Origin of the sequence: Alcaligenes parafaecalis (assembly GCF_026344135.1) — a bacterium.
GTDB lineage: Bacteria > Pseudomonadota > Gammaproteobacteria > Burkholderiales > Burkholderiaceae_B > Alcaligenes > Alcaligenes parafaecalis.
In genome coordinates, this window is sequence record NZ_JAPKNA010000001.1 from 1,109,778 (window position 1) to 1,126,091 (window position 16,314).

The window sequence follows — 16,314 nt, forward strand, 5'->3', positions numbered from 1 at the left end:
TGTGGGCAGCAAGCTGCCCTTTTTTACGTGTTGTGAGCCCGCTCACCCAACTCCCAGAAAATGCTGGTCATGATGTCCAGACCTTCCTGAATGACGGGTGTGAGCATGTGTTCGTCAGGGGCGTGTTGAGAGCAGCCGGGATAGGAGTGCGGCACCCAGAGAGTGGGCAGGCCCAGCACGTCGGCAAAAATATCGTTGGGCACCGTGCCCGCCAGATTCGGAATCAGGGCAATTTTTTGCGACGTCACCTTGCTGATGGCGTCTTTCACCACCGCAATCCAGGGGTTGCTTAAATCCAGTCGCGTGGCTGGGGTAATACGATCCATGCAGATGCGTACCTGCTCAAAGCCGTGTGCGTCCAGATGCTGACGCAGCGCAGTCTCCAGGCGCTCCCATTCGGTCCCCAATACAAAGCGCAGATTGCAAAAGGCTTTGGCGCGGGGCGGAATGGCATTCACCGGCTTTTGCGGATTGCCCGCCTCCAGCGCCAGCACCTCCAGCGTGTTCCAGCCAAACAGGCGCTCGCCATAACTCAGACCTGGCTCCCCCCAATGCTCATTCAAGGCTTGGCCCAAGGTGTGCTGCCCAATCTCCAGGTCGGCAATGGCTGCTTTGACATCGTCCGGAATCCCGCCTGGTGTCAGATCCGGGCACAATAGTTTTCCTTTGCCATCGATCAGACAGGCCAAGGCGTTGGCCAAGACGATGGACGGATTCTCCATCACCCCGCCCCAATTGCCCGAATGCAGGCCGCTATCACGGGATACGACCTCCAAAGAGAACAAGGCCGTACCGCGTGAGCCCAGAAACACAGTGGGCTGACTGGCATTCAAGCGAGGGCCATCCGAGGCCAAAAACACATCTGCCGACAAGAGTTCAGCCTGCTCTTCACAGAACTCACGCAAACCCACCGAGCCACGTTCTTCACCCGTCTCAAAAATCGCTTTCAGGTTGAAACCCAGGCGTCCTTTCCGGGCCTGAATCACCTGCTCCAAGGCGACTAAATTGATACTGTGCTGGCCTTTGTTATCTGCCGTGCCACGGCCGTACCAGCGCTCGCCCTCAATCGTCAGCGCCCAGGGGGTCAGACCTTCCCGCCATTGCTGATCATGCCCTGGCACCACATCACCATGCCCGTAAGTCAGGACGGTTGGCAGATCGTCGGACTCGTGGCGATGCGCGACCAGAATGGGCCCTGCCCCTTTGGGGTTGTCCATAATGCGAACCGCAAAACCCAGTTTGCTCAGGCTGGGGCTCAGCTCCTGATCCAGATACTGAACAAGCTGATCGGCCTTCTCGGCAGTTTGGCTATCACTTTCAATGGCGACGCGTCGGCGCAGCTCGGCTTCAAAGCGCCCATCGGCCAGATAGGCACGCACATTGGCTAATGCTTCACTTTTTCCCATTCGTTTGTCGTTCTGTCATTGATATAGAAAGTGGGACTATAAAATCTGGCTTTCCTTCTGTATATTTCTATCTTTAGAATCTAATCAGCTAATTTTTAGAATCCTTAAAACGACACGAACCCATTCGTCCAACGCCAGGACGGGCATTTTTTTATGGACTACAAATATTTTCTGGCCGTTATGGAAACGGGCTCGCTGGCCGCGGCTAGTGCACGGCTGCACATTGCACCCAGCGCTATCAGCCGACAAATTGCCTTGCTGGAAGAGGCCGTGGGGGTCAGCCTGTTTGAACGCAGACGACGCGGCATGGTACTGACCGCTGCCGGGCAAGCCCTGGCCGATCACGCTTTACGAGTACGTTTGGAAGAAGAAGCCATCCTGCAGAGCCTGCGCACCCAGGACTATGCACAAGCCCATCTGATCCGGGTAGCTGCTACCGAGGGCTTGTCGCGCTACTTTTTACCCGGTGTAATGGCTGATTTTTCGGCCCGCATGCCACAGGCGCAATTTGCCTTGAGGGTTGGCTCGCCCAATGATTGCCTGGAGCAAGTCAAAAACGGCGATGTCGATCTTGCGGTGGTCTTTAGCACGGCGCCCGTGCCCGATGTCGAGGTGAACCATAGCTGTCGATCCCCTCTTTTTGCCATTATGCGGCCTGATCACCCATTGGCTCGTTCACGCAGCCTGACGCTAGCCGAACTGCAAGCCTATCCCATCGTGGTGCCGGGTGAGGAGTCGACACAAAAGCAGCTTTTCAACCATGTCTGCCAGATGGAAAAACTGCGCTTCAACGAAGTCTTTAGCTGCAATTATTCGGGGGCGCTGCACGAATACGTGCGACAGACAGAAGCGATTGCTTTGGGGGCCTTGATCAGCCACCGCAGCAGTCAGGACAATGGTCTGAAAACCATCCCCGTGCATGACTCGCGTCTGGAGAGGGATATACAGGTGCTGAGTATGGCAAAGCGGGTGCTACCCACCAGTGTGCAGGAGTTTATGCAGATGCTGATTTTTGAGCTGGAGCAGGACTAAGCGCACCAGACGCGACCCCGGTCGGGCTTGCATGCCCGACCTTTCTCGTCCCCACGTCAGGTGCTCAAGCACCTGACTTTCTGGGCTGGAATGCAAAAAGCCAACCATCTTACGATGATCGGCTTTTTGAGGAATATTTGGTGCCCAGAAGAGGACTCGAACCTCCACACCCGAAGGCACATGGACCTGAACCATGCGCGTCTACCAATTCCGCCACCTGGGCTCTGACTGCTGGACTTGTTTTTCAACTCGTCTCTGCAAGACAGAAGAGGACTATAGCATGATTTTCAAATTTCGCAAACTATTTCTACCGTTTTCATGCCCGATAGAAATAAAGGCAGCTCTTGCACTTCATGAGAATCGCTTTTATGCTTATTGCTATATCAAGAGTTGGGACATCCCATGCCAACCTGTGTACCCGCACAAGGTGGATTCAAGATATGGCCATCTGGCAACCAAAGGGATCGTAGTCATACACCCCGCTGCCAGCGGGTTTTTTTATGCTTGGCTTGCCAGGCAGCCAACGGGTCCTTTAATCCAAATTGCTCACCCGGAATCACTTCCAAGAGCTAAACAGGAGTGTTTTATGTCCGCAGCGTTTTTCTATCACCTGACCCTGGAACAACACAGCTATCGCATTGTTCTGCGTCCCGGTTGTTCCCGGCTGGCCGTAGTGTGTGAACGGCATGCCGATACGGTCGGTGATTACGAGCCGCGTTGGCTTGGTTCCAGTTGCCGTGGCGGCTACTGGGCCCGCTTTCAACATGATATTGACAGCACCTTGCTGCTGAACATGGATGCCATTGCCCGGCTGATTGACGAACATCGTCTGGCACATCCCAGCACGGTTCTGGATACGGATTTACAGCCTGTCCTGAAAGTAGGCGGACGCTTGCGCGCCCAGCCCTACCCTCAGCAGCAAGCGGCCTAGTCCAGGCGGGGAGCGTCTTCGCCCTGATCACCTTGTCGCCAGTAGCTGCTGGCCCGGATGACTCCTTTATCCAGACCTCGTTCTTGCACCCAATACTCGCGCAAGCTTTGAGCAATCGAATATTCAGCCGCGACCCAGACGTAGCCTGTACCGCTTAATTCCGGTGCGGCACGCAGGGCATCAAGAACGCCATCCAGCCCCGCCAGAGAAGGAATCCAATTCACGGTTACGTGATCGGGCGCCTCCATCGTGCCCAGTGTCAGCAGATTGCGGGCCAGCACGTAAACCTGCACCTTCACATTGGCGGGCAGTTCATGCACGCGTCGTGCCATGGCAGGCACGGCGGTTTCGTCACCAATCAGGATTTGCCAATCCAGATCCTTGCTGACCAGGAAGGAGCCGCGTGGACCGGCTACGCCCAGCTTGTCGCCCTCTTTGGCGTGCATGGCCCATTGGCATGCAGGGCCTTCGCCGTGGACCACAAAATCAATATCCATCTCATTGTCCTGCGCTCGGAATTCGCGCGGGGTGTAGTCGCGGATGGGGGGCTTTTCCTGACCAGCGGCAAAGACCATGCCACGCTCGCCCATTTGGGGCAGACGCAATTCCTTGGTGGCGGGATCGGGGAAAATCAATTTAACGTGGTCATCAAAACCGGGGGTGTGAAACCCTTCCAGATCCGAGCCTTCCAAGGTGATGCGCACCATAACAGGACCCAGTTCGCGTCGCTGCTTGACGGTCAGCAAGCGCAGCTTCAGGGTATGGGCCACTTTCTGCGTTAATTGTTCAGACTGCATGCTTAGGCCTCCTTAGGCAAGTTGCGTATTTCGGCTATGGCTTTTTCCAGAATAGCCACCACCTCCGCCTGCCGTTCCAGGCTAGCGGTTGATTGTTCAAACATGGCCTGCTTCAGGCTATGACGTACCTGGACAAACTCCGGCAACCAGCCTGTTTGCTCTTGTGCGGCCTTCAAATCTTCATCGCTATTGTGTTCGGCCAACATCTGCCGGATCCACACCAGCTTGCGCCCGCGATAGGTCAGGGATTGCAGCAGGTAATCACATTTCTCGTGCTGCTCGTCCAGATAGGCCTGACCTTCTTTGGTCAGGCTGTACATCTTGCGTCGACCTTCTTCCTCAATCAGTACCCAGCCTTGAGTGGCGCAATAAGCCAGGGCCGGATACACCGCGCCCGCACTGGGTACATAGCTGTTCTGGCTGATCTGCGCAAAGCGGCGGATCAGTTGATAACCGTGAGTGCTGCCTTCTTTGAGCAGCGCCATCAGCATGAGTTGCATGGCGCGGGCAGAGTACTTTCGACCCTGGCCCATATCCAGCAACATGCGCTCGACATCCATTGTGTTGAATTTCATGATCACACTCTTATGCTATATCACACGACACATTCTAATGATAATGAGAACGCCAATCAACTAGAAATTAAAATAAATTCTACGCCAGGATAATTGCTTGCATTTTTAGTTGAATTAACCCTATAATTACAGGCTTGAGGCGAGCAACAGCTTGAATCAAAGCCCAGGTGGCGGAATTGGTAGACGCGCATGGTTCAGGTCCATGTGCCTTCGGGTGTGGAGGTTCGAGTCCTCTTCTGGGCACCAAATATTCCTCAAAAAGCCGATCATCGTAAGATGGTTGGCTTTTTGCATTCCAGCCCAGAAAGTCAGGTGCTTGAGCACCTGACGTGGGGACGAGAAAGGTCGGGCATGCAAGCCCGACCGGGGTCGCGCCTGTGTGACCGAGTCCTCTTCTGGGCACCAAAATTCCGGAAGGCCGATCATTGAAAAATGATCGGCCTTTTTTGTTTTGTCTCTTGAAAACAAAGAAAAAAACCGAAACAGTATTCAATCTGCTTCGGTTTTTTTAGTGGCTCAAGTAATTGGGCTACTGCCCTATCCGCCGCAACGCTCTTTAGCGTCTCAATCCAATGCGCGGTGACGGCGTTGCCAGAACGGCTGCGCCTGATAGCGTTGCTCCATGCTGTACAAGGCATGTTGTGCATTCAAATGGCGCACCAAACCCAGCAAGTAATCTTTCTCATAGCTGCGGGCAGGTTCTGGATTACCTTGTGTCAACGCGATCGCGGCTTGTGCGGCTTGCGATCCACTCCACAATGCCGTTGCCAGGCCATTCGCCGCCAAGGGGTCCATTGCCGCGCCTGCATCACCAGCGCGCAGGATACGGCCTTCCAAAAAGTAAGACACGGTGCAGCTAGCGGCCGCGCTGACTCTCGGCGTGTGATCTGCCATCTGACTATCCAGGCCCAGGCTTTCCATGCGCACTCGTGCGGCATCGGCACAAGCCAGCAAACCAGCCCATACCGAGCCATCGCGGCTCAAGCCATCAGGCAAAAGATCCGAATCCGAGAACAAGGCCACCATCAGGCGGTGACCGGGCATGGGCGACAGATACCACCAGCCCAATTCCACCGCCTCGACCAGGGAGGCCGCCAGGGGCTCGGCCCCTTCAGGTAAGTCGAACACTTGCCAGGCAGCAACCAACCTATCCAGACGGCGACGCTCGGCAGCGGCTCCGGCCGACAAGGCGGCACGGCCGGTACAGTCGATCAATGCGCTGGCTTCCAGACTCGTGCCATCTGTCAATACGGCTTTCACCCCCTCAGGCAGATGCTCCAGACTCTGCACTCGGGTCTGACGAATACTGACTTTCTTTTCTTTTTGTACGCGCTCCAACAAGACTTGTTCCAGCCTCGCCTTGTCCAGCAAATAACCTTGCCCATCTTCATCCTGTATGGTGCGCAATCCTGCGCCACCCCATACAGAAAAACGCCCTTGCGAGCGCAAGGCCACCGTCTCGTCCAGACAGCTTGCCCAACCCAGGCTAGTCAACACCTGTGCCCCGCGCTCGGACAAGGTTTCGCCAAAAGCTGGCTGGGGCTCTTGCGGAGCCACCAGCGTTACATCCTGACCTTGCATACTCAGGCGACGCGCCGCCGCTAAACCCGCCACACCGGCGCCAACAACAATCATCATGCCTTCATCCTCAGGTTCCCGTCTGTTTTGTCAGCGGGACAATGTCCATAGAACCACGTTGCACTTCCACATACAGCTCGGGCGGAACTCCTGCCAGCCCGACTGGCCCCGGACGTTTTACCACGACTCCCATATGAGTCCAAAGCTCGATCATGCGACGCAGGCCATCGGTATAACCCGCTTCCACGTGCAAGCCAATCCCGGAAGCACCCCGCGCCCAAGGCACACGGCTGTGATAGAAGCGCAGACGTTCTTCCACGCTCAAATCCTTGTCCATCAATTGCTTGTAAAACGCTTCTGGCAGAACATCGACCGGCAAAAGAGCTGGCCACCAGATAGGCGTAGGGAAACTGTCGGCTGTTTGTACGGCCTGGCAGCTAAAGGCATCCCCTTGCCACGGCACACCCATCCAGCGCGTCAGGTCACCCGGTGCTTGTGGACCGATAGGAGCGCCCTTCTCATCCTTGTCAGTGATCTTGGGATTGCCTGCAAACACATTGACCGGATTAAGTTGATAGCCCATGTCCTGCACCAGATTCTTGCGTGGCGACAAGGCCAGACGGAACGGCAAGCGGGTTTGACCCTTGCCCTGGAACAGTTCAGGGTGGCGAATCGGCCAGGTAATTTCCACACCAGGGTGGAAGGCTCCGCCCGAGCATGCGTCCAAGGCAGCACGAGTCAAGGCTTCAGGTTGCAGCTCCAGCGGGATTTTATCCAGGGAAGTATAGGCATCCATCTTCGCGTCAAGGAAATCGTTCTCGAACTTGCCTTGTGCCCACAAACTCAGAATGTTGTATTGCGTCTTGGTCAGTGTCAGCCAGGAGTGGGGGCTATCGGGATAGTTCACACCATCACCCAGCATCAAAGGCAAGGCATTGGCGCGGATGTCTTCACCACCGGGACGCCGGAAGGCCTCAAACACACGCTGCCGTTGCGCGCGAGCCTGCTCGCCCGGCTCGGCCAAGGCCGCCAAAGTGTCCGGGTCCGACAAGTCACCGACTTTCTGCCAGGCCGTGCCCAGGAAGGTGGCGCTGGCTACCCATTGCATCTGACCACTGCGGCGCAAGATAGGCAGCACATCGCGCCGGAAGGAGACCTTTTCGCCGGGTTCGGACAGTTGGCCCAAGGAAATCATGGCTTCACGCGCCGCATCGTAGAGCGTCACAATGGGCTCCATTTGCGGGGCAAACTTGGGGCCGCAAGACACCACCCAGGCCGGTTCGCACTCCACGATTTCGCCATCAATCTGCACGGTGGCTTTAACCCAGCCATCACACCAGTCGTCATGCCAGCCATCATTATTGGTGAAGTCCCGCACCGGATTTTGCTCAATTGCCGTGCGCGATACGCCGTCCGCCGGGAACACCAGCAGGCGCCCTGCTTCATCCGTGCGCAAGTGCCCCAGCGGTACATCCAGGCTTTGCCAGAAACGGCCTTGCATGCGGTAGGCCGTATTGGTCCCGTCGGTATTTGTCGATTTGCCTTCAATAGTGACCGGACCGGGATCAATCACCAGCATGTCGCGGCGTTTGTCACCGGCAATAAACGGATTGCGTTGGGCACCCGGCACACCGGGAGCCGCATCCCCCCGATCCATGGCATTCACAAAGCCGTACCAGGCAGCTTTGGTATTGGCGACGTGCACCGTCCACTTGGGATTGAAGCTGGCATCCAGCTCACGCACGACCCGACCTTGATCGTCGTAGGCATATAAACGAAAGCGCTGCGCCTGCTTCTTGATGCGACCTTGAGCATCCTTGAAGCCCTGTTCAGGCTCGTCCATCAGACCAGGAACCTCAGGGGCAGGAAACCATTCACTGGAATTGCCAACCCGAGCAAAGCCAATGGCCGGGAAAATGGCCACCCGCGCAATTTTGGCTCCTTTGGGCGCTAACTCCTGCGCCTGCAAAGGCGAGATGGCAGATTTAAACCAGATGGGTGAGCTCAGGCTGGCCGCAGCGGCGCTGAACAGAAAATCGCGACGTTTCATAATGGTCCCCTTCGATCATCGCTATAGAGTCGACGTATCGATGCGCGTAAACGTAGTGGCTAAAAATAGAATCAAGAAGAGCCAGAGGCGTCTGCACAGACCGTCCCTGAACCGGCCTCTCTGCTTTTCGCCACTATGACAGCAGAGGAAAAGTCGCAGTCATTTTTTTTAATAATTGTTGAAAATATGATACATATGTTTACAGAATGCGAGGGAGCGAAAACAGCAGCACCCAGCTTCCCAAGACCAGATAGGGGCCAAAATGAATCGCCTGCCCCGCTTCCAGTCGTCCACTGAGCCTCAATAGCAAGGCCGCCAACAAACCCAGGACAGACGCCGACAACACCATTCCCGGCAGAGCCGTCGCCCCCAGCCAGGCTCCCAGAGCGGCCAATAATTTGAAGTCGCCATGCCCCATGCCTGCACGTCCGGTCAGCAACAGAAACACATAATTCAAAAGCCACAAACTGCCATACCCCAATGCCGCCCCCATCACCGCCAAGGGCAAGCTGGTAAAGGTGTGATCCAGATTGACCAGCAAGCCCAACCATAACAAAGGCAAGGTCAGGCGATCCGGCAAATAGCCTGTTTCCGCATCAATCCAGGCCAGCAAGGCCGTTCCTGCAATAAATACACAGGCGGCTACCGTCGCCGGGGTCAAATGCCAGCGCCACCCTGCCCAGAGCATCAAGACCAGGGCCAAGCCCTGGCAGATCCCGCCCCATTGGTGATGGACACGCTGCGGCCGGGCCTCCAGTTCAGGCTCCAATTCAATGGGCAAACTCCAGGACCAGTGCCGGGCAGGCCAGAAAAAACAGACCGCCAGGAGCAGAGCAAGCCCCATTCCCGCCCAGGCATTGCCCCACGACATCCACATCATATTGATCCTTCACCGGGTTAATGAAAGCACGCTTCTCAGCCACGCTGCCCAAATCCTAGCAGAGCCCCAGGTGGTTTTGATGACGTAAGCATTTTTTGCTCCAGGGGTATCGAAGTGGACAGTGGCATTTTTTTGTTACCCGAATCACAGACACAGCCCCACAAGGCTAGGCATAATGCGCTTCACCCCTTTGTTTCGCTTACGGATGAATAAGGAAGCGCTATGAACCATCTTGTGCCACACCCTGCGCGTACTCCCCGCCTACGTCATTTGACGGGCGCTTTGCTCTTGCTCTGGACGGGCTCGGCAGCCAGTACAGCCTGGGCCCAACAGATCGAGTCCATTACCTTATCCAGCGCCGGGATGGCCGAGATCGAGCGACAAATCCCCATCAGTGATACGGGCACCGCACAACTGCGCGTGCCTCTCATTCAGGTAGATGACATTCTGAAAACCCTGATGGCTGTCGATGGCAAAAACCGCATCGAATCGCTGACCTTGTCGGGTCTGGCCCCACTGAAAGAAAGCTTTGACAGCCTGCCCTTCTCGGCCAAAGACCTGCGCTCGCCCGCTACCCTGGCTCAGGCTCTGCGTGGTCAACAAGTCAGCGCCAGCTCGCAAGGCCGTCTGGTGCGTGGTGCCGTCCTGGGTGTGCAAGCCAATGCGGCCACCAACGAACGTCCCGCCCAAGCCATCTTGAGCGTGCTGACTGAACAAGGCCAGATCCAAACGCTGGAACTGGGACCCGACACCAGCCTGGAAATTCTGGACAAGACCTTGCAGCAGCAATTGCAGCAGGCCACTGAAGTGCTGGCCGGTCAAAGCAATCAGCAATCGCGTGATATTCAATTGGTCTTGAACAAGACCGATACCAAGACTGCCCGACTGTCCTACCTGATTCCTGCACCAGTCTGGAAAAGCTCCTATCGACTGATGATGCAGGACGGCAAGGCCCGCCTGCAGGCCTGGGCCATTTTTGAAAATACCAGCGGTGAAGACTGGAAAGACGTGAAGGTCACGCTAAGTTCCGGCTCACCAGTCATGCTGCGTCAACGTCTGCTGGAACGCTACTGGAATGAGCGCCCTGAGCTACCCGTTGCTGTCGGCAGTTCCCTCGCCCCACAAGCCGACACCCAGGCGACCTTAAACGCCAATCAAGCGCGCCGAGCAGCGGGTGAAGCCATGCGCGCCCGCATGGCCCCGGTGGCCGCCCCCGCCCCCATGATGGAAGCGGCCTATATGGCAGACAGCGCCATGTCCAAACAATGGGCCTCCGGTGGCGCCGGTGCCAGCACCCAAGCTCAGGAAGGTTTGACCCAGGTTCGCTTTAACCTGCCTCAAACCTTGAGTGTGCCTACCGGCCAGACCGTCTCGGTCCCCTTTATCGATACCTCCTTGCAAGCCGAAGCCCTGTCGGTCTACCGCAGTGGTCAGGCAGGCGATCACCCCACGGCGGCCATCTGGGTCAACAATGAACAGGCCAACAGCCTGCCACCCGGCATCATTACCGTGTTCAACCAGCAAGATGGTCATGTAGGCGATGCGGAACTGGCTGGCCTGCCCGCCGGTGAACAGCGCCTGATCTACTTTGCCCAGGACAGCAAAGTGCAGATCCGTGAGGAGCAAACGGATGAATATCGTCTGAGCAAAACCCGCGTGACCGATGGCGTGGCCCGCTCCGAATGGACGCGTCTGCAAAACTACCGCTTCGAGATCAAAGCCCCGACCGATGAAGATCGCACCGTCCTGATCCAACTGCCTCGCCAGGATGGCTGGACCTTCAAGTCCGATGCCCATGACAGCGATACGGCCCAGGAACACCGTCTGAAGATCAAAGTTGCCAAGGGCAAGACCGTCACCGTCACAGCCCAGTTGAGCCTGCAAGACCAGATGGAATTGCGCCTGGAGGAAATCGACGAAAACACCCTTCTGCAATGGCGTGGTAACGGCCAGGACAGCGCGCAACAAGCCAAGATGGACAAGCTGATTGAACTGCGTCGCCAACTGAGCCAAGCCCAGCAGGCGCAGAACCAGGCCGTCGAAAACCTGAACGAGACAGTGTCCGAGCAGGAACGCATCCGAGCCAACCTGGCTGCTGTCAGCGCCCAAAGTACCTTGGGTCAACGATTCAGCGAACAACTGGCTCAGCAGGAAGACCAGATTGCCAGCCAGCGCAAAGCCGTTCAGGAACAGCGCGATGCCGTACAAAAAGCCCGTCAGGCTTTTGAGAAAGGCTTGGCTGAACTGGGCTAAGTCGCTTCAAGCCGGTGCAGGCAACTCGGCCTGCACCTGCTCCAGAAACGCGCGTATGGCATGGCCTTGCGCGCGTTCTTTCAAACAGTACACAAACTCGCTCAAATGGGCCGAGACATCGCTTAAAGGCAGGCTGATGATGTCTGGATGCGCGGGCACTTCGCGCAAGGGCAACAGGCTGGCCCCCATCCCGCACACGACTCCCCAACCGATGGCCTCCCGACTCCCTATTTCCAGTAGCTGCGTCGGCTCCTGCCCTGCCTGACGGAACACCTGATGGCACAGCTCTCGCGTCATGGAACCTGATTCACGCATCAAGATGGGATAGCGGCACAACTCCACAATGCGCACACGCTGGCGATTCGCCAGAGGATGATCCACCCGCAACACGGCCACCAAGGGGTCCGACGCCAACAACAAACGCACCAGTCGCGGATCGTCGACCAGGGCCGAGGACGCAATCACATCCAATTGATAGTCGTGCAGGGCACTTAACACCCTTTGGGAGTTATCAATGCTCAAGCGCATCTTCACACCGGGGTAAGCCTGATGGAAATTGCGTAACACAGCCATGATGTAATACGGCCCGGTTGCCCCCACGCGCAGCATGCCACTTTTGAGATCACGCAGATCGCGCAAGCTGAAATCAATCTGCGCGGCCTGCTGCATTAATTGCTCAACTTGCGGCAAGAGGCGCTCCCCTTGCTGGCTCAGATATACGCCCTTGCCTTGCCGATAAAACAGCTCCACCCCGTAACGGGTTTCCAGTTGTCGCAGGTGTGAAGTGACGGTGGGCTGGCTGATGCCCAATTGTTGGGCCGCCTTGGTAATAGAGCCACAATGCGCCGTGGCATGAAAGGACTTGAGTTCCAGAGCCAGCATGCTGCTGCTTTCCTTGGGAAGAGGGAAAGCCCAAATTATCCGATGCTCGTATTACAGAAATTAGTTGTACTGTCATAGGGCCGCCATATACGCCTCCCATACTGACGTTCATGACATTCATGACAAGTCGGAACCCCGGGATGAGCGCCAAGCCAGCTTTTTTAACCATACAAGGACTGCACAAGCAGTTCGGCTCCTTTACCGCATTGGACCAGGTCAGCCTGGACATACAAGCCGGTGAACTGGTGTGTTTGCTGGGCCCCTCGGGCTGCGGCAAAACCACTTTGCTGCGCTGCATTGCCGGGCTGCAACAAGCCGATCAAGGCATCATCGTGATGGCAGGCCGAGACATTACACACCTGCCTCCACAACAGCGGGACTACGGCATTCTGTTCCAGTCCTACGCCCTGTTTCCCAACCTGACCGTGGCCCAGAATATTGCGTACGGCCTGTCGCCCCGCAAGAACCTGGCCACTCAAGTGCGTCAGCGCGTATCGGAAATGCTGGATCTGGTGGGTCTGTCCGGCTCGGAAAACAAATACCCAGCACAACTGTCGGGCGGCCAGCAGCAACGCGTGGCCCTGGCCCGCGCGCTGGCGCCTTCGCCTTCGCTGCTTTTGCTGGACGAGCCCATGTCAGCTCTGGATGCTCAAGTGCGCGAGCGCCTGCGTATTGAGCTGCGCGCCCTGCAGAAACAACTGTCCATCACCACCTTGATGGTGACGCACGATCAGGAAGAGGCCATGGTGATGGCTGACCGGATAGCGGTCATGGAAAAAGGCCGTCTGGTGCAGTTTGATCGCCCCCAGGCCTTGTACCGCGCCCCGGCTGATCCCTTTGTGGCAGGCTTTATCGGCGAGGCCAACTGGCTGCCCTTTACTCCGCTGCATGACTGCTCGGTACGGGTGGAGCGTGTTCGCCTGGACCTGAGTCAGGAAGCCCCCAATACGGCTGGCCGCCTGTTCATTCGCCCTGAAAACATCCGGGTTCTGGATAACAACAGCCCCGCCAGCGCCACCAATACCTTTTTGGCGGACATTGTGGATGGCGTCTTTTTAGGTCGTCACTACAAGCTGATTTTGCGCCCCGAAGGCATGGACGGACTGACGGTCCAGGCCATCGTCAACCCCGAACAAGGCGACCGTTTGCTGGACCCTCTGGCCGCTCGCCGCTGCCGCATCCAGCTTCCTAGCGAGGCGCTACATGCCCACCACTGATTCCGTGCCGCAGCCTGGCGCTGCCTCCCTGAACGCTGGCCGCCTGCACGCTGTGCCTGTTGCTGAAATGCCTGTGAAGAACCATCCCCTGACTCGTCCCGTCTTGCCTGTCTGGCTAGGTTCGGGAGCACGACGCGCTTTACTGATTGCCCTGTTCGCCCTGCTGGTCCTGTTCCTGGCCCTGCCCATGCTCTTCATTTTGCTGCGTGCCATTCAGGACAGCGAAGGCCAGTTAGTTGGCCTGGGCCAGTTCTGGTCCATCATCAGCGCCCCTGGTTTCATGTCTTTGGTAGGCCGTAGTGTGCTGGTGGGTTTCAGCACCTTGATCATTGTGATCCCCACGGCCTACGCCTTCGCCTTTGCACTGCAACGCTGCTGCATACGTGGCGCAGGCATGTTCCGGGCCCTGGGTCTCCTACCTTTGCTGGCTCCTTCCCTGATGCCCGGCCTGTCCCTGATTTATCTGTTTGGAAATCAAGGCCTGCTGCGCAGTTGGCTAGGTGGCGAAACAATTTATGGTTTCTGGGGCATTGTGCTGGGCGAAGCCTTCTACACCTTCCCCCACGCCCTGATGATTTTGAGCACTGGCCTGGCCCTGGCGGATGCCCGTCTGTATGACGCGGCCCGCGCCATGGGTGCCAACTCCTGGCGTCGTTTTCTGACGGTGACCTTGCCCGCCAGCCGATACGCCGTTTTTTCTGCGGCCTGCCTGGTCTTTACGCTGACCGTGACCGACTTTGGTGTCCCTAAGGTCGTGGGTGGCTCCTACAACGTGCTGGCTATGGAAGCCTATAAAGCGGTAGTCGGGCAACTGCAGTTCTCCAAAGGCGCAGCCATTGGTGTGCTGCTGCTGATCCCTGCTGTACTGACTTTCTTTCTGGACCGCCACCTGCGTGCCCGTGCCAGCGGTCAGGCTCAAGGCTCTCTCAGCGCGTACTCGCCCCTGCCTCATCGTCACCGCGACCGCTACTTTACCGCCGTGCTGATTCTGGTTTCCCTGGCAATTCTGACTATTGTGGGCATGGCGGTCTGGGCCTCGCTGATCAAGTTCTGGCCTTACAACCTGAGCCTGTCCCTGAAATCGTACGACTTCAACAATATGGATGGTGGTGGCTGGCTGGCCTGGCGCAACAGCTTGACCATGGCCTTGTTTACCGCTCTGCTGGGTTCCGCCCTGATTTTCCTGGGTGCCTGGGTACTGGAAAAGCTGCCTGCCCGTGGCCAGTCCGAAAAAGGCTTGTACGGCGTGCTGCAGATGCTGGCGCTAGCCCCTATGGCCATTCCCGGCCTGGTGCTGGGCCTGGGCTACATCTTCTTTTTCAATCACCCCAGCAACCCCTTGGCAGGCCTGTACGGCTCCATGACCTTGCTGGTGCTGTGTACCGTGATTCACCTGTATACCAGCGCCCACCTGAACTTTGTGACAGCCCTGAAAGCCATCCCTGCCGAGCTGGAAGCGGCCGCCGCCTCTCTGAAAGCGCCGCGTCTGTCCACCTTGATGGGTGTGACCGTACCGCTGTGCCTGCCCGCTCTGCTGTCGGTATCGCGCTACCTGTTTGTCTCGGCCATGACGACTGTCTCTGCCGTAGTGTTTCTGTACAGCCCGCAAACCGTGCTGGCCTCGGTGGCGGTCATGAATATGGACGACGCGGGCTTTATTGGCCCGGCGGCTGCCATGTGTACCGTCATCATGCTCAGCTCCGGTTCTGTCTGCCTGCTGGTTCATGTTCTGAGCCGGGCCGCCCTGCGTCGCAGCCAAGCCTGGCGCTCCCCCTCTTCTCTTTCTCCAACCTGATAGGACCGCAATGCCATCCCCAACTTGCGCGAGTATGTCGCTTGATACGCCCTCCTCCCAGGCCCCTCGCCTTGAAGCCCTGATTTTTGACTGGGCCGGTACGCTGGTGGACTTTGGTTCCTTTGCTCCCACCCAAATTCTGGTTGAAGCCTTCAAATGCTTTGATCTGAACCTGAATCTGGACCAGGCCCGCAGTGCCATGGGCATTGGTAAATGGGATCACATCAAGGCCATGCTGGAACTGCCTGAAGTGCAGGCCCAGTTTGTCGCCCTGCACGACCGTGAGCCCGACGACAGCGATGTAGACCGCATCTACAACACCTTTTTGCCCATGCAAAACGAACGCGTGGGCGAGTTTTCCGCCGCTATCCCTGGTGCGCGTGAAACCTTGTCCTGGGCACGTCGCCAGGGCCTGAAGATCGGTTCTTGCTCCGGCTACCCACGTCTGGTTCTGGACAACCTCTTGCAGCACGCCCACCGTCAGCAAGTGTTTGTGGACTACCACGTCGCCTTTGACGAAGTCCCCCAGGCTCGCCCCTGGCCTGCCATGGCCCTGGAAAACGTGATTCGTCTGGAAATCAAGAATGTCGGTGCCTGCGTCAAGATTGACGACACACCCGTCGGCATTGAAGAAGGCCGCAATGCCGGTATGTGGACAGTTGGCTTGCTGCTTTCGGGCAATGCCGCCGGTCTGACTGAACTGGAATTTCTGGCCCTGGACGAGGAAAGCCGCCAAGACCTGCGTGATCGCGCAGCGGCCACCTTTGACCATGCCCTGCCCCATTACCTGATCGATACCGTTGCCCAACTGCCTACTGTGATCGAACAGATCACCGAGCGGATGGTCCAGGGCGAATGCCCCAGCGACTCCCTCTAACCCGCCACACCCCCTTTTGCTGTCACAAGGACATTTCTTCC

13 protein-coding genes, 2 tRNA genes and 1 riboswitch are annotated in these 16,314 nt (G+C 57.2%); of the genes, 7 read left to right on the forward strand and 8 right to left on the reverse strand.

Annotation, left to right across the window (positions count from 1 at the left end; all coding sequences use genetic code 11):
- Positions 1 to 23: 23 nt before the first annotated feature.
- A complete protein-coding gene (locus OSH09_RS05185; protein ID WP_266120369.1) occupies positions 24 to 1,406 on the reverse strand; it encodes a M20 family metallopeptidase in 1,383 nt (460 codons plus the stop codon).
- 153 nt (positions 1,407 to 1,559) lie between these two features.
- On the opposite strand from OSH09_RS05185, the gene OSH09_RS05190 reads away from it, so the two are divergent.
- Positions 1,560 to 2,438, forward strand: coding sequence for a LysR family transcriptional regulator (locus tag OSH09_RS05190; RefSeq protein WP_266120370.1), 879 nt, complete (start codon positions 1,560 to 1,562; stop codon positions 2,436 to 2,438).
- Positions 2,439 to 2,576: 138 nt separating this feature from the next.
- On the opposite strand, the gene OSH09_RS05195 is transcribed toward OSH09_RS05190, so the two are convergent.
- A tRNA-Leu gene (locus tag OSH09_RS05195) sits at positions 2,577 to 2,661 on the reverse strand.
- Between the two features lie 152 nt (positions 2,662 to 2,813).
- Positions 2,814 to 2,907: riboswitch (SAM-I-IV-variant riboswitch) on the forward strand.
- Between the two features lie 117 nt (positions 2,908 to 3,024).
- Here OSH09_RS05195 and OSH09_RS05200 point away from each other — a divergent pair.
- Positions 3,025 to 3,369 (forward strand): hypothetical protein, encoded by a 345-nt coding sequence (locus OSH09_RS05200; RefSeq protein ID WP_266120371.1) that lies wholly within the window; start codon positions 3,025 to 3,027, stop codon positions 3,367 to 3,369.
- Here OSH09_RS05200 and OSH09_RS05205 read toward each other — a convergent pair.
- Positions 3,366 to 4,166 carry a siderophore-interacting protein gene (locus OSH09_RS05205; RefSeq protein WP_266120372.1) on the reverse strand — a complete coding sequence of 267 codons (801 nt, stop codon included), beginning with the start codon at positions 4,164 to 4,166 and terminating at the stop codon, positions 3,366 to 3,368. The two genes, OSH09_RS05200 and OSH09_RS05205, sit on opposite strands and share 4 nt — an antisense overlap.
- Positions 4,167 to 4,168: 2 nt before the next feature.
- Positions 4,169 to 4,741 carry a PadR family transcriptional regulator gene (locus tag OSH09_RS05210; protein ID WP_207875089.1) on the reverse strand — a complete coding sequence of 191 codons (573 nt, stop codon included), beginning with the start codon at positions 4,739 to 4,741 and terminating at the stop codon, positions 4,169 to 4,171.
- Positions 4,742 to 4,902: 161 nt separating this feature from the next.
- On the opposite strand from OSH09_RS05210, the gene OSH09_RS05215 reads away from it, so the two are divergent.
- Positions 4,903 to 4,987, forward strand: a tRNA-Leu gene (locus OSH09_RS05215).
- Positions 4,988 to 5,305: 318 nt separating this feature from the next.
- On the opposite strand, the gene OSH09_RS05220 is transcribed toward OSH09_RS05215, so the two are convergent.
- From OSH09_RS05220 to OSH09_RS05230, 3 genes are all read right to left on the reverse strand, one after another.
- Positions 5,306 to 6,379 carry an NAD(P)/FAD-dependent oxidoreductase gene (locus OSH09_RS05220; protein ID WP_266120373.1) on the reverse strand — a complete coding sequence of 358 codons (1,074 nt, stop codon included), beginning with the start codon at positions 6,377 to 6,379 and terminating at the stop codon, positions 5,306 to 5,308.
- 10 nt (positions 6,380 to 6,389) lie between these two features.
- Positions 6,390 to 8,369 (reverse strand): CTQ-dependent glycine oxidase GoxA, encoded by a 1,980-nt coding sequence (gene goxA / locus OSH09_RS05225; protein WP_266120374.1) that lies wholly within the window; start codon positions 8,367 to 8,369, stop codon positions 6,390 to 6,392.
- A 199-nt stretch (positions 8,370 to 8,568) separates the two neighbouring features.
- On the reverse strand, positions 8,569 to 9,249 hold the full coding sequence (locus OSH09_RS05230; RefSeq protein ID WP_323178718.1) for a prepilin peptidase: 681 nt from the start codon (positions 9,247 to 9,249) through the stop codon (positions 8,569 to 8,571).
- Between the two features lie 222 nt (positions 9,250 to 9,471).
- Between OSH09_RS05230 and OSH09_RS05235 the strand changes: the two genes are divergently transcribed.
- Positions 9,472 to 11,502, forward strand: coding sequence for a DUF4139 domain-containing protein (locus tag OSH09_RS05235; RefSeq protein WP_266120375.1), 2,031 nt, complete (start codon positions 9,472 to 9,474; stop codon positions 11,500 to 11,502).
- Positions 11,503 to 11,508: 6 nt separating this feature from the next.
- Here OSH09_RS05235 and OSH09_RS05240 read toward each other — a convergent pair whose 3' ends face one another.
- Positions 11,509 to 12,384 carry a LysR substrate-binding domain-containing protein gene (locus OSH09_RS05240; protein WP_207875093.1) on the reverse strand — a complete coding sequence of 292 codons (876 nt, stop codon included), beginning with the start codon at positions 12,382 to 12,384 and terminating at the stop codon, positions 11,509 to 11,511.
- A gap of 140 nt (positions 12,385 to 12,524) precedes the next feature.
- Between OSH09_RS05240 and OSH09_RS05245 the strand changes: the two genes are divergently transcribed.
- The 3 genes from OSH09_RS05245 to phnX are packed head-to-tail and all read left to right on the forward strand — an operon-like array spanning position 12,525 to position 16,273.
- On the forward strand, positions 12,525 to 13,601 hold the full coding sequence (locus OSH09_RS05245) for a putative 2-aminoethylphosphonate ABC transporter ATP-binding protein (protein WP_266120376.1): 1,077 nt from the start codon (positions 12,525 to 12,527) through the stop codon (positions 13,599 to 13,601).
- The gene (locus tag OSH09_RS05250) at positions 13,588 to 15,396 is read left to right on the forward strand and encodes a putative 2-aminoethylphosphonate ABC transporter permease subunit (RefSeq protein WP_207875095.1); all 1,809 of its coding nucleotides are present in this window, start codon (positions 13,588 to 13,590) and stop codon (positions 15,394 to 15,396) included. Before OSH09_RS05245 ends, OSH09_RS05250 begins: the two co-directional genes overlap by 14 nt.
- Before the next feature lie 34 nt (positions 15,397 to 15,430).
- On the forward strand, positions 15,431 to 16,273 hold the full coding sequence (phnX, locus tag OSH09_RS05255; RefSeq protein ID WP_266120377.1) for a phosphonoacetaldehyde hydrolase: 843 nt from the start codon (positions 15,431 to 15,433) through the stop codon (positions 16,271 to 16,273).
- Positions 16,274 to 16,314: the final 41 nt, after the last annotated feature.

Coding starts and splice junctions, on each gene's coding strand:
- OSH09_RS05245 (WP_266120376.1), top strand. CDS start 12,525: ATGAGCGCCAAGCCAGCTTTTTTAACCATACAAGGACTGCACAAGCAG.
- OSH09_RS05200 (WP_266120371.1), top strand. CDS start 3,025: ATGTCCGCAGCGTTTTTCTATCACCTGACCCTGGAACAACACAGCTAT.
- OSH09_RS05220 (WP_266120373.1), bottom strand. CDS start 6,379: ATGATGATTGTTGTTGGCGCCGGTGTGGCGGGTTTAGCGGCGGCGCGT.
- OSH09_RS05210 (WP_207875089.1), bottom strand. CDS start 4,741: ATGAAATTCAACACAATGGATGTCGAGCGCATGTTGCTGGATATGGGC.
- OSH09_RS05190 (WP_266120370.1), top strand. CDS start 1,560: ATGGACTACAAATATTTTCTGGCCGTTATGGAAACGGGCTCGCTGGCC.
- goxA (WP_266120374.1), bottom strand. CDS start 8,369: ATGAAACGTCGCGATTTTCTGTTCAGCGCCGCTGCGGCCAGCCTGAGC.
- OSH09_RS05205 (WP_266120372.1), bottom strand. CDS start 4,166: ATGCAGTCTGAACAATTAACGCAGAAAGTGGCCCATACCCTGAAGCTG.
- phnX (WP_266120377.1), top strand. CDS start 15,431: ATGTCGCTTGATACGCCCTCCTCCCAGGCCCCTCGCCTTGAAGCCCTG.
- OSH09_RS05235 (WP_266120375.1), top strand. CDS start 9,472: ATGAACCATCTTGTGCCACACCCTGCGCGTACTCCCCGCCTACGTCAT.
- OSH09_RS05185 (WP_266120369.1), bottom strand. CDS start 1,406: ATGGGAAAAAGTGAAGCATTAGCCAATGTGCGTGCCTATCTGGCCGAT.
- OSH09_RS05250 (WP_207875095.1), top strand. CDS start 13,588: ATGCCCACCACTGATTCCGTGCCGCAGCCTGGCGCTGCCTCCCTGAAC.
- OSH09_RS05240 (WP_207875093.1), bottom strand. CDS start 12,384: ATGCTGGCTCTGGAACTCAAGTCCTTTCATGCCACGGCGCATTGTGGC.
- OSH09_RS05230 (WP_323178718.1), bottom strand. CDS start 9,249: ATGATGTGGATGTCGTGGGGCAATGCCTGGGCGGGAATGGGGCTTGCT.